This window comes from Sulfurimonas sp. (genome assembly GCF_029027405.1).
Classification (GTDB): Bacteria; Campylobacterota; Campylobacteria; order Campylobacterales; family Sulfurimonadaceae; genus Sulfurimonas.
The window spans coordinates 935076-958286 of sequence record NZ_CP093396.1 but is presented as its reverse complement, the minus strand read 5'-3'; the positions used below and the strand labels follow the sequence as shown (position 1 = coordinate 958286).

The window sequence follows — 23211 nt, the reverse complement described above, 5'->3', positions numbered from 1 at the left end:
ATACTAGCTCATAAAAGAGATTTTATTACATTGCTAACACCCTGATGCAAGTTATAACTTGAAATCGGAAAATCTAATGACTCATCTTCGAGATTTACATTAAAACGACTAAGATAATCTCCTAAGAGTTTTAAGTCTATTTCTTCATCAGATTTTTGAATCTTGTAAGCTAAAGATTTTAAACTTACAAAATCACTCCAACTTAAAAATAGTTCCGGTGTCAAAGCATCTACACTCTTTCCTTGGGGATCAAAAAGCTTACCAGCATCTCTAAGTGGAATCAACACACTAAGTATTGCCTCTGAAAATGGAACTACTTTATCACCCCAAAATTCTTTTTCATTTCTCAACTTTAACTCTTGAGCTAAAACTTCTTTTATCTCTTCTATATTCGCACTTTTAAAGAGTTCATAACTATCTTGTTTCATAATTGTCCTATACTTTTTAGTTTATTTTCTATTGCCAAATTTGGTAATTCTTCTAATCTTTGATATTTTTTTATAGAGTTTAAAATTTGTCTTCTTAATTGATTTGGTTCTTGAAGTGTGACTTTTCCAATCATTTTTCGACCTCCAATATCATTTATAACCCATCTCTGCATCTGAGGTAGATGATGAACTTTAACTCTTGCTAAAAGAGAGTTAAAATCTTCACCACTTGACTCACTATCTTTAGATACTTTTTTATATATGGAGTGCATAACTATGCTTATTTCTTCTGCTTCTCCATCAAATGTTTCTTTTTCATCTAACATAGCTAAAAGTTTAGATAGTTTCTTTAAGTATTTATAATCAGGTTTTAAACCTTCCATTAAAACTTTTCTAGCGGAACCAAATTTATTTATAACTTCTAAAACCACTTCAAAGGTATCTTCATCTGTATTTAAATCATACTCACTAATTATTAACTTTGCTTCTTTTATGCTCATGATATATATCCAGCCTCTCTTAATTTTTCAAGTATCTCATCTTCTGGCATACCTTGTTTTCTATATATATTTACCCAGATTTGTGTTTCTTCATTAAACTCAATTGCCTCTTTTGAGTACATTGCCTGATGTTCTAGTACATTAAAATGTTCTATTAACTTTCCTATATTCATAATATTTTGTCTATGAAATGAAGCTTTAGGATTAGTAGAAAAAAGCCATCTTACTGCATCATTAAACATTTTTGCTGTTCTTCCAGTTTCTTTTAGATGCTTTCTGAGTAAATATTCTCCATCAATATTTTTAAATTCTCGTCTTACATAATTTTGCTGTATTTTTTTTCTCTCTTGATCAAAAAAATTAACAACTCTTTTTGTTTGTATTATTATATTATCATTTTGATTGGCTAAGTTTTTATTATTAACTTTCACAACTTCTTTGATTTTACCATTAACTATAAGATTTGTAAGTCCATCAACATCATAATTTTTATTTAGTTCCACCAGATAAGGTTTTAATTTTTCAGAAATAGATACTTTATAAAGCTCATTTACAAAGTCTATACTTGTAAGCCAATTAGTCATAAAGTAACTACTATTTTCTTCTATATTTAAAGGTTTTGATAAAAAGTTATTAAAATTAATTTTTTTTGGAAAGTCTGATTTGTAAACAATATACTGCTTAAACCTTTGGTCAAGTTCTCCCACTTGTGAGATGACTAAAACTAAAAAATTTATTTCATCTTCACTAAACTTATGCTGATTCACAAACTTATACATGCACTTCCATATTTGATATTTTTCATATTTTGAGTATAATCCTATTTTTATTTTAGGAGATATTATTTGAAATTAAATAAAAGTTTTATTACCCATTTTATTGCTGTTATTTTAACAGCTTTATCATTTACAACACCTGATGAATATAGTTCTTTACTTCTGTTTAGTGGTCTGTTTGCTTTATCTGGAGCTTTTACAAATCAACTTGCTATTCATATGCTTTTTGAAAAAGTTCCATTTCTTTATGGTTCTGGAGTCATTCCTGCAAGGTTTGAAGCTTTTAAAGAGTCTATCAAAAATATGATGATGAATGAATTTTTCACTCGTGAGCAACTAGATGATTTTTTTAAAAATGAAGAACAAAAGATAAACTTAGAACCTATCATAGAAGAAACTGATTTTGCTCCTGCTTTTGATGCTTTAAGTAAAACAGTAATGGAGTCTTCATTTGGTGGAATGCTTGATATGTTTGGTGGAGAAACAGCATTGGACGGACTTCGTGAGCCTTTTTCTAAAAAAATGAAAGGTGCAGTTATCAAGATAGTGAACTCAGATGCATTTAACGCAACTCTACAAAACCACATGCAAAATTCAGAACTAAGTGATGATATGTTAGCCTCAATAGAAAATGTAATAGATGCAAGACTAAATGAACTCACGCCACAACTTGTAAAAGAAATGATTCAAAAACTCATAAAAGAGCATCTCGACTGGTTAGTTGTTTGGGGTGGAGTCTTTGGTGGACTTATAGGCCTCATTAGCTCGTTTATTCTCTAACTTCATATCTATCATTTTTAATTTATTATCAAGCGGGTAAAGTTTTCTCGCTTGTTTTATCTCTTTTATAGCTTTTTGTAAATCAAAACCTTTAGCATCTATATCTAAGTTTAAAAATTTGTCATGCAAAATTTGCAATGGTTTTATATCTATCTTTTTTACCAATTTCAGTTCTTTGTCTAAACTTCCATCTTCTTTTGAAATATATAAAGAAGATATAAAAATAAAACTTATAATAACAACTAATAGCAATAATATTCGCATTCTATTTAACTTCTATAATAACTTCAGAAATCTCTATTACATCACCAGAAATAATTTTTGCTCTTTTTCTAAGTTCTTCTTCGCCATTTCTTTTAACATAACCATCAGCTATAAGCATCTTCGCATGTGCACCACTATCCACTAGGTCTAAAACTTTCAACAATTTAAATAGCTCTATATAGTCATCTTTTAATTCAAATTTCATCAATCTACCTTTAATTGTGAAATCATAGCAAAATTTTATTTATCTACATCTATGCTTCTTCATTTAAGATAGAGAATCCTGCTTCAAACATAGCTTTATCTACCATTTCAATAGCTGCTTGCATAGTTTTTTGTGAAATTTCTGGAAGCTCTCCGCCCCACATCTCTTCAGCTTGTTTAAATCCTAAGAGCATACCTTCACGACCTGCACGAAATCTATCTTCATCGCCACCTGCTCCATTTATTACAAAATTTGCTATTCGCTCAGAAGTTTGTTTGATACCAAAGATACCATCTTCACTTACAAGCTCAGATGCTTCATCTTTAGAAAGTTCAGCTATCGGTTTACCTTCGTAACCAATATCACTTAAAAAACTTTTAAAATCTTTATATAAAGATGCGAAATCATCTTTCTTTGAAGCTAGACTACTTTGAATAGTTGTAGAACTAAGCATCATTTCATGAGCATTTCTAGTAATTGTTTCTCTTATTTCTGATGCTTCTTCTTTTGAAATTTTTTCTGTAAAGTTCTTCTTTATTAGCCCTGCATTCTGATTTGCATTTATATTTGGCATATTTGAATTAATATTCATGGCATCTCCTTTTAATTATGCTTAATTCCATATATATCGACTATTTTTAAATTAGCTAAATATTTAGTGCCAAATGTTATGGACTAATGCATTATCTTTACAAAAATGTATTTATAATGTATAATATTGTAAAGACAAAGGAATTATCATGAAAAGAGCAGTGAATCTACGATTAGAAGAAAGTGTCATTGTTACACTCAATCAATTAACAGAAGAATTTCATACAACGAAAACAGAAGTTATAGAAAAAGCTATAAGCTTCTTCTCAAAACAAAATCATTTAAAACAAAATCAGTTATTGCAGTTTGCGGGTAAACTAAAAAGTAATGATGCTGACAATATGTTACAAAGTATTGTAAATGATAAAAATTCTAAAGACTTTGAGTTAGATCTTTAATGAAAAAATATTTGATTGACAGTGACATATTAATATACTTTTTAAAAGGAAAAAAAGAAGTTGTTGAAAGACTCTCACAAATTCCAATAGATAATTTGTATATTTCAAGAATAAATTATACGGAATTAATTTATGGTGCTTATAATTCTTCTAAAATAACTCAAAGTTTAAAAGTAATTGAGCCTTTCTTAGATAGTTTCAAAGTATTAGAATTTACCCAAATATCAAGTCTAATTTTTACAAAAGAAAAATCAAGATTAAAAAAAAATGGTAATATAATTGCTGATATGGACTTAATGATTGCTAGTATAGCTATTGAAAACGATTGTACTTTAATTAGCAATAACATTAAACACTTTGCTAGAGTGCAAAACCTAGAACTTGAACCAAAATTATAACAAGTTCGAAGAACTAATATTTCTCCTATGGAAAAAATATCGCTCACAGCAACCGTTATCCAAAGAAATAAATTAGCAATCTTAGAGTAGTTTTAATTTTAAAATCCTTATATAATTTGATACAAAAGAATTGAAAAAAGTAAAAATGAAAATAGCAACAAAATGGCACAAATTTAGGAAATAAACCTATATTTGAGAAATATCTAAATCGTGACCCAAGAAAAACAAAACCAAAAAACTTAAAAACTGAGATTTATGTACCGATTAGCTGATATGGATAACAAAAGATAAAAGTAACACTTTTCAAAGCTTACCGTGCTACATTCAGATTTTAACTAATAAATTTATTTTCAATTATCAAAAAATTAAGCTATAATACCTTCGATGAAAGATGAGGCGCGAGTTCATCTTTAGTGTGTAATTTAGTGATATGCTCAATTGTGACCTAAAGACTCTCCAATTTTTGACTCCACTTCGCTCACGAAGTGATATTTTAATACAGAGGTATTGCAATGGCAGAATTACAAGACGGTTCAGTTAAATGGTTTAATGAAGAAAAAGGTTATGGATTTATTCAACAAGATAATGGCGGAAAAGATGTATTTGTACATTTTCGTCAAGTTAACCACACTGGCGGTGGGCGTGTTTCTCTTGCTGAAGGGCAAAAAGTTACATTTGAAGTAGGCGAAGGTCAAAAAGGCCCTCAAGCTGAGAATGTAACTCCACTTTAGTAACAATTTTGCAGGCTTTTAGCCTGCATATTTAAAAAATCTCACACTCACACTTTTTTTACACTTTTTTTCCCAATAATCACTTTATCAACTTGAAAGGGATTAACAAATGACAAAAAATAAAACAATTTTATCTTCAGTACTTCTTGCTTCAGCACTAACACTAACTCCAATTACTGCAACCTTATTAAGTGCAAATACTCAAGTTAAAATAAATTCTATTTCAAACTCAATTGCTCAAAATTTGCATAGAAGAGGAATTGACGAAGATGCTTCTAAAAAAATTGCACAAAGATTTTTAACTATGGATGAAGAACTTTTTTCTCTTATGCTTCAAAACATAAAAAACAGCTCTGTTAAACTTAACCATGAAAAGCTTATGGACTTTATATCTACTCAAGCCTTAATGCAAAAAAATGTTAAACTTGATTCTTATGCTTATCTTGTAAGTATGGCTCACAAAATTAAAGGAACTGTATTAAGTAAAGAAGACTTAAAAACTTTAAATATTATTGCTCAAAAAAACTCTTTTTACACTCTCTAGCTATTTCTAACTCCTCATCTGTTTTTATAACTAAGATGGGGACACCACAAGCTAAATTCTTATCCATAACTTTGTCTCTAATATAAGCAGAATTTTCACCTATTCCTCCACTAAACACTATAGCATCTATACTATCTAATAGAGTCATATATGCACCAATATACTTTCTTATTCTTCTTATCATCATACTTAAAGCAAGTTTATCTTTATCATTATCTGAGTCTATAATATCTCTAACATCACTATGATTGCAAATGCCTCTTAAGCCTGAAGAAGTATTTAACATATTATCAACCTCATCAATACTAAAACCTAAACTTCTTTGTAAATGTAGAACTATAGATGGGTCAATATCTCCACTTCTACTTCCCATAACTAAACCTTCTAGTGGTGTAAAACCCATGGATGTATCTATACTTTGTCCATTTTTTATAGCACAAATACTTGCCCCATTTCCTAGATGCAAAGTTATAATATTTAGCTCTGAGACCTCTTTATCTAATCTCAAAGCACACTCTTTTAATAGGTATGAATGAGATGTTCCATGAAAACCATATTTTCTTATTTTATATGCGTCATACATTTCATAAGGCAGAGCATAAATGAAAGCTTCTTTTGGCATAGATGCGTGAAAAGAAGTATCAAAAACAGCAATTTGCTTAATATTAGGGGCCTTCTTTTGACAAACTAAAATTCCATCTAAATTTGCCATATTATGCAGAGGTGCTAAGGGAACCAACTCTCTTATTTTATCAGTTATTAATGGTGTTATAACTACACTTTGAGAAAATTCTTCTCCACCATGAACAACTCTATGCCCTATAATATCTAAAGAATTAAAGTCTATATTTTGATACTCTAATTCTGAAATTATATCTTCGAGTGCTTTATGATGATTTGTTATCTCTTCAACCAAAATATCCACTATTACACTTTCACTATTCATATTAAATATTTTAAATTTAATAGAAGAACTACCTGAATTTATAACCGCTACTTTCATTTTTTACCTGCCTGTACCGCTGTAATTGCTATTGTATTTACTATATCATATACATCGCAACCTCTACTTAAATCGTTAATTGGTTTATTTAGTCCTTGAAGTATTGGTCCAATGGCAACAGCATCACTTGAACGCTGAACTGCTTTATAAGTATTATTCCCTGCATTTAAATCTGTAAATATCAAGACATTTGCATTACCAGCTACTTTAGAGTTTGGAAGTTTTGAAGAAGCTACTTTTTTATTAACAGCAGCGTCATATTGGATAGGTCCTTCAATTAATATCTTCGGATTATTTTTTTTAAAAAATTTTGTAGCTTCTCTAACCTTATCTACATCTACTCCATATCCACTATCTCCTGTTGAGTAAGATAGCATAGCTACTTTTGCATCTATACCAAAAGTCTGAGCTGTTGCTGCACAAGATTGTGCAATTTGTGCTAGTTCTTTAGCATTTGGGTCTTGATTTATAGCGCAGTCCCCATAGACTAAAACTTTTGTTTTTAAGCACATAAAGAAAACACTTGATACAAGATTGATATTTGGTACTGTTTTTATGATTTGCAGTGCTGGTCTTATTGTTTCACCTGTTGAGTGAACTGCTCCACTTACCATACCATCTGCATACCCAAGCTCAACCATCATTGTCGCAAAATAATTAACATGAAGCATTGCATCTTCAGCTGCTTTTTCACTCAAACCCTTTGCTTTTCTTCGATTATAAAATTCATCAACAAAGATTTTCATAAGCTTGGAATCTAAATGATTTATAATTTTAGCTTCACTTAAGTCAAGCCCCAATCTCAAATAATTTTCTCTCAACTCTTCTTCATCTCCTAAAAGAATTATCTCAGCAACCCCTCTACGCAAAATAATCTCAGCTGCTCTTAAAATCCTCTCATCTTTACTTTCTGGTAAAACTATACTTTTCTTATTTACTCTTGCTAGTTCAAAAAGCTTATACTCAAACATCATAGGTGTCATAATATCGCTTGAAGCTGTAACTATATTTTTCTCAATTTGTTCTATATTTACATTTTGATGAAAAAGTCCAAGGGCTAATGCTATTTTCCTCTCGCTAGTTACTCTTAATCTTGCATTTATTTTTGATATATTATTTGCTGTTTGATAAGTATCAGTAGAAACAGATAAAATAGGAATATTAAAATCATCAAATCCATCTATGAGTTTTTGAATACTTTTATCTACTTTAGTGCTATAAGGTAAAACTATAGCACTGATATTTGGATAGTTTTTAGAATAAAGAGCTCCAAAAAGTCCAAGTATTATATCTGAGCGGTCAGCAGGGACAACTATCAAATCATCTTCTTCTAGATGCTCTAAAAAGTTATTTACACTTAGTGCTGCTACCTTTACACTTTTTATAACTTTAGTATGGTCTTTATTACCAAAATTGATCGCCTTTGCATCTAGACCTTCTAAAACATCTTGAACAGTTAAGCGATCTAACTCATCTAACTCTCTAAAAAGATATACATTTTGAGATACTTTTTTAAGTTTTTTTTCTAAGTTTTTATAATTTTTTTTGTCAAGTCTATTTACAAAAGTTGCAAAATTAAGACATCCTTCAGAACTTACATTTTCATTCTCCATTAAAATATCTTCGTAAATTTCTGTAACTTTTCTATCTTTTGCACTTATAATATTGATAATTGAAGAACCAAAGTTTTGAGCGATTTTTATATTTAAATCATAGTTGATTGTTTTACTCAAAAAAGAGCGTCTAATGCCTTCACATAAAACAAAATCATACTTTTTTTCTAACTTTTTAAACTTAGTAATAAGTTGATTTATAAGTTCATTGTAACGATTAGATGCTAGCATCGCTTCAACATATTCTATATCAAAACCATAAGCTTCTTTATAATTCATATCTATGTTATATCTTTTCAAAATAAACTCTATATCTCTATCTAGCTTTGATTTAGAGTAAATAATAGGTCTAAAAAATGCAACATTATGAAGATTTCTTTTTAAAATTTCCATCATTCCCATAGAAATAAAAAGTGTTCCTGCTCCTTTTTCTTGAGCAGATATATAAAGTGATTTAACATTCATAGTTCAATTCTAGTATAATATTTTAAAAAAAGAGATTTTTATGAAAAATATTACTTCAACTCCAAAAGAACTAATGAAAAGTAGATATGAAGCTTTTGTTAAAGAAGATTGGGCATATTTAGAAAAAACTTCTATTAATCAAACCATCCAAGAGTTAAGCAAAATGGAACCAATAGAGTGGATAGGTTTAGAAATATTAAATTCTTTTGATGACATAGTTGAATTTAAAGCTTACTATAAAGAAAATAACCACATAAAAGTTCTACATGAAAAAAGTAGCTTTGTAAAGATAGAAGGAGTATGGAAATACCAAGATGGAAAATTATTTAACTCTAAAGTTGAGCGTAACCATAAATGCCCTTGTGGTAGTGGAAAAAAATTTAAAAAGTGTTGTTATTGATTCTGTTGACATTACATCTACTTTAGTATAAAATCTTCTATAAATACCAAGGAGATTCAATGATAAATAGAGCATTTGTAGTTAATAAAATTGATGATAAATTTATATCAGCAATTCAGGAGTTGGTTATTCCTACAATTAACGAAAATGAAGTATTGATAAAAGTTACTTATTCTAGTGTTAATTTCAAAGATGCCCTTAGTTCGGTAGGTAACTCAGGAGTTACAAGAAACTTTCCACATGTAACAGGCATCGATGTGGCAGGAACCATACAACAAAGCAATTCTGGTAAATTCAAAGAAGGTGATGAAGTTTTAGTAACAGGCTATGACATGGGAATGAATAGCGATGGAGGACATCAGTCGTTTGTAAAAGTTCCAGATGCTTGGGTAATTAAAAAACCTACAGATATATCAGATAAAGAGATTATGACTTATGGAACAGCTGGTTTAACAGCAGGTTTAAGCATAAATGAATTACTTAATAATGGCATAGGTGTAGAATCTGGAGAGATATTAGTAACTGGTGCTACGGGTGGAGTTGGTTCTATTGCTGTTGCTATCTTAAGTAAACTTGGATTTAATGTTGTTGCTATTAGTGCTAAAGAAGAGAAAATTCCTTTTCTTAAAGAGCTTGGTGCAAAAGAAGTTATTTTAAGAAAAGACTTTGATGTTGAAAATAAAAAACCTATGGTAAAAGAAAGATTTGCAGGGATAGTAGACACAGTAGGTGGAAATATTTTAACAGAAGCGTTGAAGGCTCTAAAATATGATGGAGTTGCAACTTGTTGTGGACTAACTTCTTCATTTAAACTAAATACAAATGTTTTCCCTTTTATATTAAGAGGGGCTAGACTTATTGGCATAGATTCTGTTGAGTGTAAAATAGAAAAGAAACTATCTATTTGGAATAAACTAGCAAATGAGTTTAAAATAGATAGCTTAGAAAATCTTACAACTGAAATTTCATTGGAAGATTTACCTGAGGCTTATAAAACACTCTTAGATGCTAAAGCAGTAGGAAGATACTTAGTGAAAATTTAAAAGAAGTTCTATACTTCTTTTAAAAATACAAAACTTTTTTTACTAAAGCCATTTTTTTCGTAAAATTCATGTGCTTTTTCTTTTGCAAAACTAGAAGATAAAACTATATTTTCACACATACATGTTTTTGCATAATCGTGTAAATACTCAAGCATATCTTTTGCGTAACCTTGGCATCTATACTTCTCATGGGTTACTAAATCATATACATATAGATGCCGTTTATGATAAAGATTTGTTACAACAGCAACACCAGCATATGTTATGAGTTCATCTCTTTTCATTACACCAAACATCTTATACTCTATGTGTCTCATCTCATAAATAAGATCTTCAAACTCTTTATATGACAAATCAACTCTAAGTTGTTTTACAACATCATAAACTGGATATAACTCTTTTAAATTCATTTCTCTAATTTGCATAATCATATATTACATGAAATATAATTACAATAAAATAAATACTAATGCTTTTTTAAACAACTCTTAGCTATAATCGCGAAAATTCATCTAAGAGATATAATCATGGTAAACGTACAAAATTTAATTATGCGCTTTGGAAATAGAGTTCTATTTCAAGACATTAACCTTAAGCTAGACCGTCACAAAAGATATGGTCTTATCGGTGCAAATGGTGCCGGAAAAACAACTTTTTTAAAGATTCTATGTGGACAAATCGACGAATTCGAGGGTGACATAGTTATCCCTAAAGCAAATAAAGTTGGTGTTCTAGGACAAAATCAATTTGCTTTTGAAGAGTACACAATTATGGATGCTGTTCTTTATGGTAACAAAAGACTCTATGATGCGATCAAAGAAAAAGAAGAACTTTATATGAGTGGAGATTTTGAAGACGATGCTGTTAACAATCGTCTTGCAGATTTAGAAGTAATCTGTGTTGAAGAAGATCCAACTTACGAGTATGATGTAAACATTGCAAAAATTCTTGAAAATGTAGGTATAGAAGCAGACCTTCATCAAAACCTTATGAGTTCTCTTGACAGTGCTGATAAATTCAAAGTTTTACTTGCACAAGTTTTATACCCAAAACCAGATGTATTATTTCTTGATGAGCCTACGAACAATCTTGACATCGAAACTATTAGCTGGTTAGAAAATGAGCTTAAAAGACATGAAGGTACAATGGTAGTTATCTCTCACGATAGACACTTCCTAAATGCCGTAGTAACAAACATCCTTGATGTTGATTATCAAAAAATACGTGAATTTACTGGTAACTTTGACGATTGGTATATTGCTGCAAATGTAATAGCTAAACAGATGGAACTTGGTAATGCTAAAAAAGAAAAAGAAAAAGATGAGCTAGAAGCTTTCGTTCGTAGATTTAGCGCAAATGCTTCTAAGGCAAAACAAGCAACTTCAAGACAAAGAAAACTTGATAAGCTTGTTATAGAAGACATTAAACCATCTTCAAGAAGAGACCCAAGTATCGTTTTTAAAGCAAAAAGAACTATGGGTGATGAAGCATTAAATCTTGTAAATATTAATCACTCTTATGGAGATAATGAAGTATTAAAAGATGTAAGTCTTAAGTTTGAGCCAAATGAGAAAGTTGCACTTATTGGACCAAATGGTGTAGGCAAATCGACTCTACTCAAAATTATGATGGAAGAAATGAAACCTAGTTCTGGAGAAGTTCATTGGGGTGCTACTATTGAAAACTCTTACTTTCCTCAAGACACAGCAGATACAATTAATGGAGATGGAACTCTCTATGATTGGCTTAGAGCTTTTGATCCTAAGCGTGATATTGCTGAGATCAGAAACTGCTTAGGTCGTATGTTATTTAATGGTGAGCAACAAGAAAAATCTGTAGTTAGTATCTCTGGTGGTGAAAAACATCGAATGATGCTCTCAAAAATGATGCTAGAGGGTGGAAACTTTTTAGTTTTAGATGAGCCTTCGAATCACCTTGACCTTGAAGCAATCGTTGCACTTGGGGAAGGACTTTTAGAGTTTAAAGGAAATGTAATCTGTGTATCTCATGACCGTGAACTTCTAGACGCTTTTGCTTCTCGAATCATTGAAATTCATGCAGATGGAACAATAACTGACTTTAAAGGTACTTACGAAGAATATGCAGATGCCAAAGCAACCGGAAGAATATAATTGAATAAATATGAAGATTTTTTAGGTCTAGGCATTGCAGGGAATTTTGCCTTGCATCTAGACCAAGCAGGTGAAGCAGTTGAGTTTAAAGATATTATAACTGCTGATGAAGCTGCCCCTAAAGGTATGTTTCCTTTTTACTTCCCAGTACCATGCTCAGCTAAAAAAATCTTACATACCTATCCTCTCTCTCACGACACACTAAAACTTCCTGCATCTGATGTAAATGTTCAAGCAGAACCAGAAGTTGGACTAATCTGTGAGTTAAACTATAAAGATGGTGTTTTATCGTCAATTACTCCAACTCACTTTGGAGCTTACAATGACTGTTCTATAAGGATTGCAGGTGCCGCGAAGATAAGTGATAAGAAAAACTGGGGTGCATCTTCAAAAGGTGTAAGTGATACTCTTATTAAAATAGATAAATTTTCTCATAATGGAATTATGGATAACTACTCTATTTGTAGCTTTTTAAAAAGAGATGATGAGCTAAAAGCTTACGGAGAAGATGCCCGGCTAACTGGTTATAGCTATTTTTATGAAAAACTTCTTTCATGGATGCTCCATCAACTAAATACACAAAAAGATTTTGGACCATTAGAAGAACTCTCTAAGTACATAAAAGAGTCTGACAATCCAAAAAAAGCAATTATTAGCATCGGTGCTACAAGATACACTTCATATGGAGAGAAAACTTTTTTAAAAAAAGATGATGAAATTATTATAGCTATATATAATAGAAATGATTTTTCAATTAATGATGTCACAACAAATATTAAAAATAATTCATTTGATAAAATGAGTGTTTTAGCTCAAAAAGTTATCTAAAAATGAGTAGAGGTAAAAAGTTAGACCTTTTTATTGGTGCTAATATAGATAATGGATGGGCTAAAGTTCAAACACCTAAAATAATTATATTATCAAAAGAGATTTTAGAACCTTCAAAACATTTTTTATACTTTGCCAAAGAGAAAAGAAGAGGAAAGACTGTTACTATTGTGGGAGAGTTTCTACTCTCAAAAAATGACAAAACAACTACACTTAAAATGCTAAAGAAAAAATTAGGTTGTGGTGGAGCAGTGAAAGAAAATTTTATGGAGTTTCAAGGCGAATTAAAAGATAAGCTAAGACCTCTTCTACTTGGTACTGATTTTAAATTTAAAAACGGGCATTAAGCCTCTTTTTGTTCTTTAGATTTAGTCGTTGATTCACTTACATTAGTAGTGATTGTATATCCATCTCTACCACCATCTTTCGCCTTATACAACATCTCATCTGCTCTACTTATAAGTATATCTTCATTTAGTGCTTCATCAGCGATGCAACAAACAATACCAATAGAGATTGTTAAATAATCATTTACCGTGCTTGTTTCATGTTTGATTTTTCTATCGCGGATAGAATCACATATATCTCTTGCTAATTTTGCACTATTTGACTCATCTGTATCTATTAGTATAACTCCAAATTCTTCTCCACCTAATCTAAAAACATAATCACTCGGTCTTTGTAGAGATTCTTTTAAAACTTTAGCAACACTCTTTAGTGCGAAATCTCCTTCAATATGTCCATATGTATCATTATACTGTTTAAAAAAGTCAATATCTAACATCATAAATGTAATATAAGACTTTGCTCTTTTTGCACGCTTTAGTTCTCTATCATATATAAAGTTAAAGTATCTCCTGTTATGCAAAGAGGTAAGGACATCCGTATATGATACATTCTCAAGTTTTTTATTTGCTTGTTGGAGTTTTTTTGTAGCAATTTCTAGTTTTGTATGATCGCTCTGAATACTTTTAAATACATAAAAAGAAATTATCAATATTCCAAGAATAACAAGCAAAAGGATAATACCTACATTAATTATTATAGATTCATATACTTTTAAAAAATTCTTCCTTTCATACTTTGCAACTTCAACCTCATATTTTATAAGTTTTTTAATTGTTTTATGAATATGCTCCATTTTCATTTCAAAATTTATTATTGATATATTCTTTAATTCATTTCCATTTAATATGCCTTCAAGTATATTTTCAAAATAAATATTTGTAGATTTGATTTCTGATGCAGCATATTCTACATACTGTAACTCTTCATATCTTTTAAAATGTGATTCATAACTTCGCCATTGATATTTGACCTTCATTAAAGAATTTTTAATTTCTGAAGAAACTTGAGAATTACTAATTGCAGTATTTTTTGCTTTATAAATTGTACTTGTTATATTTCCGTGATAAGTTTGCAAGATTTCATTAAGCTCAACAACAGGAATAAGAGAACCAAAGTAAAGAGAATCTAAATTTTTTTTCATCGAGTCTATATATAAAGCCCCTATAATACCAACTGAAAACAGACCTATTGTTACTAATAAAAAAAGAAATAATAATTTGCTTCTTAACTTAAGTGCTTCAATAAACTGCATTTAACCTCTTAATATTAATATATATCTGATTTATAGCAAATCTTATACCATTATGCTAAAATACATCTATGCTTGATAAAAAACTCGACTCTATCCAAAAACTAAACTTTTTCAAATCACTAGATGCCGAACAAATAAATGAGGTAAAAGAGATTTCAAAAGTTGTTGAGTACCCAAAAAAATCTATTCTTTACTACGAAAATGATACCTATGACAAAATTTTCTTTCTTGTAAGTGGTGTATTAAAAATATATAAAATAGATAAATTTGAAAATGAGATTTTTTTATATCATATTCACAGTAACTCTCTTGTTTCAGAACTCACAAGTCTTGAAAATACTCATATCAATTGCTATTCAAATTCGGAATTTATTGCAGATAGCTTGATTTTAGAAGTAAACTTCACAGAACTTAAAAATAGATTTCTTAAAAAAAATATACTTAACAATGAGTTTATAAATGAAATTCTACTAAAAACTCAGCAACTTCATTGTGTTGTAAATCGAGAGTTAGTTTTTGATGCAACTGCAAAAGTTGCCTTTATGCTCAGTGAAGATTTAACTATGTTCAACTCACTAAAAAGACAAGAAGTTTCTTTTATGCTACATATTCAACCTGAAACACTATCACGAGTTCTAAAAAAACTAAAAAGAAGTGGAATTATTGAGATGGAAAATTCAACTATATCTATCTTAGATGTAAAATCATTACAAACTATATTTAGAGGAGAAGAATTATGAAAAAAGTTACGAGTATTAGTAAAAAAATTAGAATTTTAGGTGCCTTACTTATAGTTCTTATGCTTAGTGTTATCGCTACAACTATCTACTTAAATCAACAAAATGCCAAAGATGCTCTTATCATCAATATTGCAGGAAAACAAAGAATGCTCACTCAAAAAATGAGTAAAAATATTTTTTATATTCATTATAGTTCTAACAAAGATTTTTATGAATTAAATGAGGCAGTTGATGAGTTTATCAATGGCTTAAATACTCTAAGACATGGTGATTCAGATAAAGGAATCTCCTCTGTTCCTACTTATAAAATTTCAACTCAACAAATCGTTATAAATAAACTTTGGGAAGAATTCCATGAAAATATACAAAATTTTAAGTTATTAACTTTATCAGATGAAAATAAAAATCCTGAATTAGATAGAATAATAACTTCTATATATAGAGAAAATACTATACTGCTTGATAATGTAGATAAGCTAGTAACTATGTACACAAACTTCAGTGAAGAAAAAACAAACTTTATAAAGCTTTTTCAATATGCATCTGGACTTACTCTTTTACTTTTGTTTTTTTACGCTCTTTTACAACTTCGTATGATTGAATCTCATGTAGATACTTTTATGCAATATTCCAAAATGCTTTTAAATAATGAAGATGTTTCAAAACTCACTCCAATCAAACTCCAAGCTGAAAGTGAAGTGGAAATTATTGAAGTTAGTGATACTATGAACTGCTTTATAAACAAAGTAAATTCTGCTATGGATTGTTCAAATGAAGCTATTTTACAATCTGAAAGAGCATCATCTAAACTTGAAGAATTAACTGATGAGTTTGATTTAATTATTGATGAGTTAAAAGATAAGTCTTTAGCTCATAAGCATCTAAACAATAGTGAGGATATTGTTATAGAATCCACCGAAGATTTAATCAACTCAACTAAAAAACTCTCTGATTTAAAAGCAGAACTTACAAAACTGACAAAAAGTTGCCAAGAAAACATGTCTTAATCTTTAAGTTAAGTGCTACTTATATCTACATTTATCATAAATAAAAGAATTCTTAATATAATTTTCTAATTACTTGACATAAGTCAAAGATTTTTAAAGCTGCAAAGTGCTAATATTGAATCGTTAATGGACACCTTAACAAAAATTATCAAACAGGAGAAAATATGTCACTTTCTAGAAGAGAATTTCTTAAAAGTTCAGCGGCAGCATCTGCAGCAGCGGCGATTGGTATGACTGTACCAGCGGAGCTACAAGCACAAGCTAATCAAGCTGAAGGTGGCTGGAGATGGGACAAGGCAGCTTGTCGTTTCTGTGGTACTGGTTGTGGTATCATGATGGCTACGAAAAACGGTAAAATTGTTGCTGTTAAAGGGGACCCCGCGGCTCCAGTAAATAGAGGTCTTAACTGTATTAAAGGTTACTTTAATGCTAAGATTATGTATGGTGCGGACAGACTTACAAAACCTTTACTAAGAGTAGATGCTAATGGTAAATTTGACAAAAAAGGTCAATTTGCTGAAATATCTTGGGAAAGAGCTTTTGATGAGATGGAGTTTCATGCTAAAAAAGCATTTAATGAAAAAGGTCCTGAAGGTGTAGCAGTATTTGCATCTGGTCAATATACTGTTATGGAAGGTTATGCGGCGCAGAAGATGATGAAAGGTGGATTTCGTTCAAACGCAATCGATCCTAATGCTCGTCACTGTATGGCATCGGCAGTTGTTGGTTTTTATCAAACATTTGGTATTGATGAGCCATCAGGCTGTTATGATGATATCGAACTTACTGATACAATCGTATCTTGGGGTTCAAATATGGCAGAAATGCACCCAATTTTATGGTCGCGTGTAACAGATAGAAAATTATCAGACCCAGAGAGAGTAAAAGTTATCAATATGTCAACTTATACTCATAGAACTTCAGATTTAGCTGATACTGAGATTATTTTCTCACCTCAAACTGATACTGCTTTATGGAACTATATTGCTAGAGAAATCGTGTTTAATAACCCTGAGTCAATTGACTGGGATTTTGTTAATAAGCACATGGTTTTTGCAGCAGCTGCTCCAAACATCGGTTATGGTATGAGAAAATCTAATGAAAAATCTATCAAAGATGGTAAATATACTGCACTAGAGATGGAAACAATTTCTAAAGAAATGACTACAATCGTTTCTGAAAAAGAAGCTCCGGCACTTGCTCCTTATGGATACAAAGCTGGTGATAAAATGGTTCATAACCAACCAGGTCTTAAGCACTGGTTAGTTGAATTTGAAGAATATAAAAAATCTTTAGAACCATATACACTTGAGTATGTAGCTAAAATTTCTAAAGGTGACCCAGATGAGTCATTAGAGAGTTTTAAAGCTAAACTTCAAGAACTAGCAGATCTTTATATTGAAAAAGGACGAAAAGTAGTATCTTTTTGGACTATGGGTATGAATCAACATACACGCGGTACTTGGACAAATACTCTTGCTTATAATGTTCACTTTTTACTAAATAAACAAGCTAAACCAGGTGATGGTGCGTTCAGTTTAACTGGTCAACCTTCTGCTTGTGGTACTGCTCGTGAAGTTGGTACATTTACACACAGACTTCCATCTGATATGATGGTTAAAAATCCTAAACACAGAGCTATTGTTGAAAAAGCATGGAAAGTACCTGCTGGAACAATCAATGGTCAAATGGGACAACACATCATGCGTATCCACCGTGATATAGAAGATGGTCATGTTAAATTTGCATGGGTTAATGTTTGTAATCCATACCAAGATACAGCTTCTGCTTCTCACTGGATCAAAGCGGCTCGTGAAATGGATAACTTTATTGTAACTTCTGATGGATACCCTGGTATCTCTGCTAAAGTTTCTGACCTTATCTTACCAACAGCGATGATTTATGAAAAGTGGGGTGCTTATGGTAATGCTGAGCGTCGTACTCAACACTGGCGTCAACAGGTTCTTCCAGTAGGTGATTCTATGAGTGATACTTGGCAATGGGTTGAGTTCTCTAAGCGTTTTACTATTAAAGACCTTTGGATGAAAGATGTTAAAGTTAAATGGGGTAAAAAAGATATGAAAGGTATCTCAGCAGCAGCAGTTAAAGCAGCTGGTTATACTCCTGAGACTACTATGTATGAAGTTTTATTTGCTAATGATAGAGCTAAAGCATTCAAAAAAGATATGAACGACCCTATCCAAGCTGGTTATGATGATACAGAGTGTCTTGGTGATTCTCGTGATGTTATCGGTTCAGATGGTAAAAAGTGGGAAGGTTATGGATTCTTTATTCATAAATATCTTTTTGAAGAATATGCAGAGTTTACTCGTGGACATGGTCATGACCTTGCACCATTTGATGTTTATCATAAAGTTCGTGGACTTAAATGGCCAGTTGTTGATGGTAAAGAAACTCAATGGAGATTTAATGCGAAATACGATCCTTATGCAGCTAAAGCTACAAAAGAGACTGGTAATTCACATGCATTCTACGGTGAATTTTTGAAAAAAAGACCTCAAGGTAACTTGAATGGTATCGTTAAAGAAAAAGGCAAATATTACCTTAAAAACAAAGCTAAAATCTTTGCTCGTCCATATATGGATCCTCCAGAAATGCCAGATGCAAATTATGACACTTGGTTATGTACTGGTCGTGTTTTAGAACACTGGCATTCAGGAACAATGACTATGCGTGTACCTGAGTTATATCGTGCCGTTCCAGAAGCTTTATGCTATATGCACCCTGAAGATGCTAAGAAATTTGGCGTTAAACAAGGTGGACTATGCTGGGTTGAATCTCGTCGTGGTAAAGTAAAAGCTAGAGTTGAAACTAGAGGTAGAAATAGAACTCCAAAAGGTCTAGTATTTGTACCATGGTTTGATGAAAAAGTATTTATAAACAAAGTTTGTCTAGATGCGACTTGTCCATTGTCAAAACAAACAGACTTTAAAAAATGTGCTGTAAAAGTTTACAAAGCATAATAAATTTAGATTTAAGTTAAGGAAAGATTCGTTTTGAGCGAAAACAGACCTAAAATAGAAAAGAAAGAACCATTGAGTGATAGAAGAAAGTTTATCCTTGATATGGCTAGAGGTGTAGGAATTGCATCACTTGGCGGGTTTATTTGGAGTGCTTATGTTGATGAAGTTACGGCTTCACAACTTCTCCTAAGACCGCCTGGGGCTATACAAGAGAAAGACTTTCTAAAAACATGTATCAAGTGTGGACTCTGCGTTGAAGCTTGTCCTTTTGATACACTATTACTCGCTAAACCAGGTGATAATAAGCCTCTAGGAACTCCTTATTTTATTCCTAGAGAGATCCCCTGTTATATGTGTCCAGATATTCCTTGTGTACCTGTTTGTCCAACAGGTGCACTTGATGAATCAAGCGTTACAACAGATAACAAACTCGATATAAATGTAGCAGACATGGGTCTGGCAGTTATCGATGATGAAAGTTGTATAGCTTTTTGGGGTATTCAATGTGATGCATGTTATAGAGCTTGTCCTTTATTGGGTGAAGCTATAACAGTTATTTATGAAAAAAATGAAAGAACGGGTAAACACGCTTATATGAAACCAATCGTTCACTCAAACATCTGTACTGGATGTGGATTATGTGAAAAAGCTTGTGTAACAGAAAAAGCAGCTATATTTGTGCTTCCAAGAGAAGTTGCAATGGGTAGAGCAGGAAACTACTATATCAAAGGTTGGGATAAAGAAGATGAGAAGCGTTTAGAAAATGCAACTGAAATCAAAACAACAACTGAGATAAGTAAAAGAAGTGCTTTAGACTCTTTAAATGATACGGGAGGTTTATACTAATGGCAACATTATGGAGTAACTACCGATATTTAATTTTAAGAAGAATAACTCAGATAGGTTTACTATTGATGTATTTTGGAGCGAATCATTGGGGTTGGACTATCCTTATGGGAAATCTTAGTTCATCAAATTTTTTAAATGTCATTCCGTTAAGTGATCCTTATGCTGCCTTGCAAATGCTTGCAGCTGGTGCTATTTTAGCAACTGATTTACTTATAGGTGTTGCAATAATTACTATATTTTATCTACTAATTGGCGGTCGTGTCTTTTGTAGTTGGGTTTGTCCAATAAATATAATAACAGATACAGCAGGGTATTTAAGAAACAAACTAGAAATTGATCGTAACCAAAAAAGACAACCAGCATCTCGAAACATGAGGTATTGGGTTTTAGTCTTAAGTTTAATCATATCAGCAGCGATGGGCATCACTGCTTTTGAATTTATTAGTCCTATCTCTATGGTTCATAGAGGTATAGTATTTGGTTTAGGATTTGGATGGGCAGCAATGCTCATTATATTTCTTTTTGACCTATTTGTTCTTAAAAATGGCTGGTGTGGGCATATTTGTCCACTAGGTGGTTTTTATTCACTTTTAGGTAGATTTAGTCTAATTAGAGTACATCATAAAGCAGAAAATTGTACTGCTTGTATGAAGTGTATAACTGTTTGTCCAGAGAAGCAAGTTTTATATATGATAGATAAAGAAAGTATACCTGTACTCTCAGGAGAGTGTACAAACTGTGCTAGATGTATCGATGTATGTGATGATGAAGCTTTAAACTTTTCAATCAGAGAACTAGTAACAACAAAAAAACGGGAGAGTAATAATGAAAACAATAAGTAAGATAACACTTGGTTTATTTACTGCAGCACTTCTTTTTGTTGGTTGTGGCAATGACGCTGCACCAACTACAAGAGACACTGTAAAACCAACTATTAGTGAAGAGTCTTTAGGGTTAAGAAAGACTAATCTTTATACAGAAGCGGCTGAGACAGTAGGTGATACTACGAATTACAGTACTAGCGTTGCAGGAAGTGGAAAAACAATCAAAAGAGCATTCCAAGATGCTCCACCAATGATTCCACATGACACAGAGGGCATGTTACCAATTACAATATCAAATAATTCATGTACTAGTTGTCATTCACCACAAACAGCTCCAAGTATGGGTGCATTACCTTATCCAGCTTCCCACATGACTGATTTTAGACCTGCTACTGCTATAGCTGCAGATGGTAGAATCACTAAAAACGGTACAGAAGTAGATAACACTTCAAGTGAAAAACTTGCAAATGTATCTATTAAAAAACTAAACCACTTATCTGGTTCTAGATTTAACTGTACCTTATGCCATGCTACACAAAGTTCTGGTCCAGCTCCAAAAAATAATTTTGAAGCTTCATTTACAAGTACAAATGGTGCTAGTAAATCAAGTTGGAGTGGTACTAAACTAATGGAAGGCATCAACACAGTTAAATAATGCAGAGAAGAGAGCTTTTTAGCTTTCTCTCTTCATCTCTTAAAGGTGAAGGGATAAAAGCAGAACAAACTATTTTAAGACCGCCTTATTTTGGCGATGAATCTCTTTTTCAGAGTGAGTGTAACAAATGTGAAGCGAAGTGTGCCACTGTTTGTGAAGAAGAAATTATAAAAATCGCCTCAGATAAAACACCCTATCTAGACTTTTCCAAAAGTGGCTGTACCTTTTGTGATGAGTGTGTTAACGCTTGTGAGTTTGAAGTATTAAACTTAGAAGATAAAAAAAATATTAATGCTAAAGTCACAATAAATAAAAGTGCCTGTTTAAGCTGGAACGGTGTCATGTGTTTTTCCTGTAAAGACCCATGTTTAGATAATGCTATTAATTTTCAAGCAATGTTTATGCCTGAAATAGACCATGATAAATGTACAGCGTGTGGCTTTTGTTTAGGCAGATGCCCTGCCGCATCCATTGACTTTAAGGAGATAAAATGAAAAGAATAATTTTAATTACTTTATTTATAGCTTCATTATTGATAGCTGAGATAAAAATGCCACAAAAGAGATTTATCTCTAGTGGAGCAGTAACTGATATGTTTGTAAGTGGTTCTAAACTTTATAGTTCTACTCATGCTGGATCAATTGATATTTTTAATCTTAAAAATAAAAAAATTATCAAAAAAATAAAGATTAGTCAAATAGAAGATTTTATGGGTGACAAGGCTGATTCTAAAATATATTCAGTTGATGTTTTAGATAAACAAATCCTTATTTTATCTCAAGCAAAACGAGGCTTTAGAAGAGTTCATATATACAAAAATAATAAACTTGAACTGATTATTCCATATACTAAAAGTCTTACAATCTCTAAAGCAAAATTTATCAATAAAGATAATATTCTCTTAGGTATGTTAAGTAATGAACTAATTTCATACAATATAAAAACAAAAACACAGAACTGGATGATACAGGTTTCTGGAGCTAAATTTTCTGATTTCGCACTTAATGAAACTAAAAGTGAAGTAGTTATAGCTGATGAAAGTGGTAGTTTAAAAATACACTCTATAAAAGATGGCGTGTTACTAAAAACACTAGAAGGACAAAATTTGGATAATGTCTTTCAAGTTGCTTATAAAAATGGTATTATTGCAACAGCAGGTCAAGATAGAAGAATTGTGATTTATGCTTATAAATTTGATTCTGCTTATTATAAATCTTCAAGCTTTTTGATTTATAGTGTTGGATTATCACCAAGTGGAAAATTAGTTGCATATTCGAGTGATGAAGAAAACAATATTACAGTTTTTAACACCATAACAAAATCTGTCCTAGGTAAGTTTGGTGGAAATAAAATGACAATAACTAAAATCTTATTTTTAGATGAAAATAATTTTTTAGTTGCAAGCGATGACAAAAGTATTAATTTATACAAGATAAGATAAACTAAAAGAATA

28 protein-coding genes and 1 pseudogene are annotated in these 23211 nt (G+C 31.3%); 19 read left to right on the top strand and 10 right to left on the bottom strand.

Features of this window, described 5'->3' with window-relative positions; genetic code table 11:
- Positions 1-8: 8 nt before the first annotated feature.
- Genes MOV42_RS04455 through MOV42_RS04445 form a run of 3 tightly spaced genes read right to left on the bottom strand, consistent with a single transcriptional unit; the run spans position 9 to position 1707 of the window.
- Positions 9-428 carry a hypothetical protein gene (locus MOV42_RS04455; protein WP_324172587.1) on the bottom strand — a complete coding sequence of 140 codons (420 nt, stop codon included), beginning with the start codon at positions 426-428 and terminating at the stop codon, positions 9-11.
- A complete protein-coding gene (locus tag MOV42_RS04450) occupies positions 425-928 on the bottom strand; it encodes a hypothetical protein (RefSeq protein ID WP_324172586.1) in 504 nt (167 codons plus the stop codon). Before MOV42_RS04450 ends, MOV42_RS04455 begins: the two co-directional genes overlap by 4 nt.
- Complete coding sequence (locus MOV42_RS04445; protein ID WP_324172585.1) at positions 925-1707, bottom strand: RepB family plasmid replication initiator protein; 783 nt, start codon at positions 1705-1707, stop codon at positions 925-927. Before MOV42_RS04445 ends, MOV42_RS04450 begins: the two co-directional genes overlap by 4 nt.
- A gap of 66 nt (positions 1708-1773) precedes the next feature.
- On the opposite strand from MOV42_RS04445, the gene MOV42_RS04440 reads away from it, so the two are divergent.
- Positions 1774-2484 carry a DUF445 domain-containing protein gene (locus tag MOV42_RS04440; RefSeq protein WP_324172584.1) on the top strand — a complete coding sequence of 237 codons (711 nt, stop codon included), beginning with the start codon at positions 1774-1776 and terminating at the stop codon, positions 2482-2484.
- Here the strand turns inward: MOV42_RS04440 and MOV42_RS04435 are convergent.
- The 3 genes from MOV42_RS04435 to MOV42_RS04425 are packed head-to-tail and all read right to left on the bottom strand — an operon-like array spanning position 2422 to position 3545.
- Complete coding sequence (locus tag MOV42_RS04435; RefSeq protein WP_324172583.1) at positions 2422-2748, bottom strand: hypothetical protein; 327 nt, start codon at positions 2746-2748, stop codon at positions 2422-2424. The genes MOV42_RS04440 and MOV42_RS04435 overlap by 63 nt on opposite strands.
- 1 nt (position 2749) lies before the next feature.
- Positions 2750-2953: an RNA-binding S4 domain-containing protein gene (locus MOV42_RS04430; RefSeq protein ID WP_324172582.1), complete on the bottom strand. Its 204-nt coding sequence runs from the start codon at positions 2951-2953 to the stop codon at positions 2750-2752.
- Positions 2954-3002: 49 nt separating this feature from the next.
- Entirely contained in the window at positions 3003-3545 is a 543-nt protein-coding gene (locus tag MOV42_RS04425) for a hypothetical protein (RefSeq protein WP_324172581.1), read from the bottom strand.
- Between the two features lie 148 nt (positions 3546-3693).
- Between MOV42_RS04425 and MOV42_RS04420 the strand changes: the two genes are divergently transcribed.
- From MOV42_RS04420 to MOV42_RS04400, 5 genes and pseudogenes are all read left to right on the top strand, one after another.
- Entirely contained in the window at positions 3694-3942 is a 249-nt protein-coding gene (locus MOV42_RS04420) for a hypothetical protein (protein WP_324172580.1), read from the top strand.
- Positions 3942-4340 (top strand): PIN domain-containing protein, encoded by a 399-nt coding sequence (locus MOV42_RS04415; protein WP_324172579.1) that lies wholly within the window; start codon positions 3942-3944, stop codon positions 4338-4340. The genes MOV42_RS04420 and MOV42_RS04415 overlap by 1 nt, the downstream gene beginning before the upstream one ends.
- A gap of 170 nt (positions 4341-4510) precedes the next feature.
- A pseudogene (locus MOV42_RS04410) lies at positions 4511-4612 on the top strand (AraC family transcriptional regulator); the annotation flags it as partial.
- A 240-nt stretch (positions 4613-4852) separates the two neighbouring features.
- A complete protein-coding gene (locus tag MOV42_RS04405) occupies positions 4853-5071 on the top strand; it encodes a cold-shock protein (protein ID WP_324172578.1) in 219 nt (72 codons plus the stop codon).
- 109 nt (positions 5072-5180) lie between these two features.
- Complete coding sequence (locus MOV42_RS04400; RefSeq protein ID WP_324172577.1) at positions 5181-5615, top strand: hypothetical protein; 435 nt, start codon at positions 5181-5183, stop codon at positions 5613-5615.
- On the opposite strand, the gene MOV42_RS04395 is transcribed toward MOV42_RS04400, so the two are convergent.
- Together MOV42_RS04395 and pta are read right to left on the bottom strand one after the other, a co-directional pair.
- Positions 5581-6618 carry an acetate kinase gene (locus tag MOV42_RS04395; RefSeq protein WP_324172576.1) on the bottom strand — a complete coding sequence of 346 codons (1038 nt, stop codon included), beginning with the start codon at positions 6616-6618 and terminating at the stop codon, positions 5581-5583. The genes MOV42_RS04400 and MOV42_RS04395 overlap by 35 nt on opposite strands.
- Positions 6615-8696, bottom strand: coding sequence for a phosphate acetyltransferase (gene pta, locus MOV42_RS04390; protein ID WP_324172575.1), 2082 nt, complete (start codon positions 8694-8696; stop codon positions 6615-6617). Before pta ends, MOV42_RS04395 begins: the two co-directional genes overlap by 4 nt.
- A 40-nt stretch (positions 8697-8736) precedes the next feature.
- Here pta and MOV42_RS04385 point away from each other — a divergent pair, with 40 nt between their 5' ends.
- Positions 8737-9096 carry a YchJ family protein gene (locus MOV42_RS04385; protein ID WP_324172574.1) on the top strand — a complete coding sequence of 120 codons (360 nt, stop codon included), beginning with the start codon at positions 8737-8739 and terminating at the stop codon, positions 9094-9096.
- Positions 9097-9155: 59 nt separating this feature from the next.
- The gene (locus MOV42_RS04380) at positions 9156-10139 is read left to right on the top strand and encodes a YhdH/YhfP family quinone oxidoreductase (RefSeq protein WP_324172573.1); all 984 of its coding nucleotides are present in this window, start codon (positions 9156-9158) and stop codon (positions 10137-10139) included.
- A gap of 8 nt (positions 10140-10147) precedes the next feature.
- On the opposite strand, the gene MOV42_RS04375 is transcribed toward MOV42_RS04380, so the two are convergent.
- Positions 10148-10564: a GNAT family N-acetyltransferase gene (locus tag MOV42_RS04375; protein WP_324172572.1), complete on the bottom strand. Its 417-nt coding sequence runs from the start codon at positions 10562-10564 to the stop codon at positions 10148-10150.
- A gap of 102 nt (positions 10565-10666) precedes the next feature.
- Here MOV42_RS04375 and MOV42_RS04370 point away from each other — a divergent pair, with 102 nt between their 5' ends.
- Genes MOV42_RS04370 through MOV42_RS04360 form a run of 3 tightly spaced genes read left to right on the top strand, consistent with a single transcriptional unit; the run spans position 10667 to position 13446 of the window.
- Complete coding sequence (locus tag MOV42_RS04370; RefSeq protein ID WP_324172571.1) at positions 10667-12271, top strand: ABC-F family ATP-binding cassette domain-containing protein; 1605 nt, start codon at positions 10667-10669, stop codon at positions 12269-12271.
- Positions 12272-13099 carry a DUF5718 family protein gene (locus tag MOV42_RS04365; protein WP_324172570.1) on the top strand — a complete coding sequence of 276 codons (828 nt, stop codon included), beginning with the start codon at positions 12272-12274 and terminating at the stop codon, positions 13097-13099.
- A gap of 2 nt (positions 13100-13101) precedes the next feature.
- Positions 13102-13446 (top strand): translation initiation factor, encoded by a 345-nt coding sequence (locus MOV42_RS04360; protein WP_324172569.1) that lies wholly within the window; start codon positions 13102-13104, stop codon positions 13444-13446.
- Here MOV42_RS04360 and MOV42_RS04355 read toward each other — a convergent pair.
- Positions 13443-14699, bottom strand: coding sequence for a diguanylate cyclase (locus MOV42_RS04355; RefSeq protein WP_324172568.1), 1257 nt, complete (start codon positions 14697-14699; stop codon positions 13443-13445). The genes MOV42_RS04360 and MOV42_RS04355 overlap by 4 nt on opposite strands.
- Positions 14700-14767: 68 nt before the next feature.
- Between MOV42_RS04355 and MOV42_RS04350 the strand changes: the two genes are divergently transcribed.
- From MOV42_RS04350 to MOV42_RS04315, 8 genes are all read left to right on the top strand, one after another.
- Positions 14768-15439 (top strand): Crp/Fnr family transcriptional regulator, encoded by a 672-nt coding sequence (locus tag MOV42_RS04350; RefSeq protein WP_324172567.1) that lies wholly within the window; start codon positions 14768-14770, stop codon positions 15437-15439.
- Entirely contained in the window at positions 15436-16446 is a 1011-nt protein-coding gene (locus tag MOV42_RS04345) for a type IV pili methyl-accepting chemotaxis transducer N-terminal domain-containing protein (RefSeq protein ID WP_324172566.1), read from the top strand. Before MOV42_RS04350 ends, MOV42_RS04345 begins: the two co-directional genes overlap by 4 nt.
- Before the next feature lie 164 nt (positions 16447-16610).
- Positions 16611-19430 (top strand): nitrate reductase catalytic subunit NapA, encoded by a 2820-nt coding sequence (gene napA / locus MOV42_RS04340; protein WP_324172565.1) that lies wholly within the window; start codon positions 16611-16613, stop codon positions 19428-19430.
- A 33-nt stretch (positions 19431-19463) separates the two neighbouring features.
- Positions 19464-20276, top strand: a complete 813-nt coding sequence (napG, locus tag MOV42_RS04335; protein ID WP_321777651.1) for a ferredoxin-type protein NapG — start codon at positions 19464-19466, stop codon at positions 20274-20276.
- A complete protein-coding gene (gene napH / locus MOV42_RS04330) occupies positions 20276-21121 on the top strand; it encodes a quinol dehydrogenase ferredoxin subunit NapH (protein ID WP_324172564.1) in 846 nt (281 codons plus the stop codon). Before napG ends, napH begins: the two co-directional genes overlap by 1 nt.
- Positions 21105-21758, top strand: a complete 654-nt coding sequence (locus tag MOV42_RS04325; protein ID WP_324172563.1) for a nitrate reductase cytochrome c-type subunit — start codon at positions 21105-21107, stop codon at positions 21756-21758. The genes napH and MOV42_RS04325 overlap by 17 nt, the downstream gene beginning before the upstream one ends.
- A complete protein-coding gene (locus MOV42_RS04320; protein WP_324172562.1) occupies positions 21758-22252 on the top strand; it encodes a ferredoxin-type protein NapF in 495 nt (164 codons plus the stop codon). Before MOV42_RS04325 ends, MOV42_RS04320 begins: the two co-directional genes overlap by 1 nt.
- Complete coding sequence (locus tag MOV42_RS04315) at positions 22249-23199, top strand: WD40 repeat domain-containing protein (protein WP_324172561.1); 951 nt, start codon at positions 22249-22251, stop codon at positions 23197-23199. The genes MOV42_RS04320 and MOV42_RS04315 overlap by 4 nt, the downstream gene beginning before the upstream one ends.
- The last annotated feature ends 12 nt before the right edge of the window (positions 23200-23211 follow it).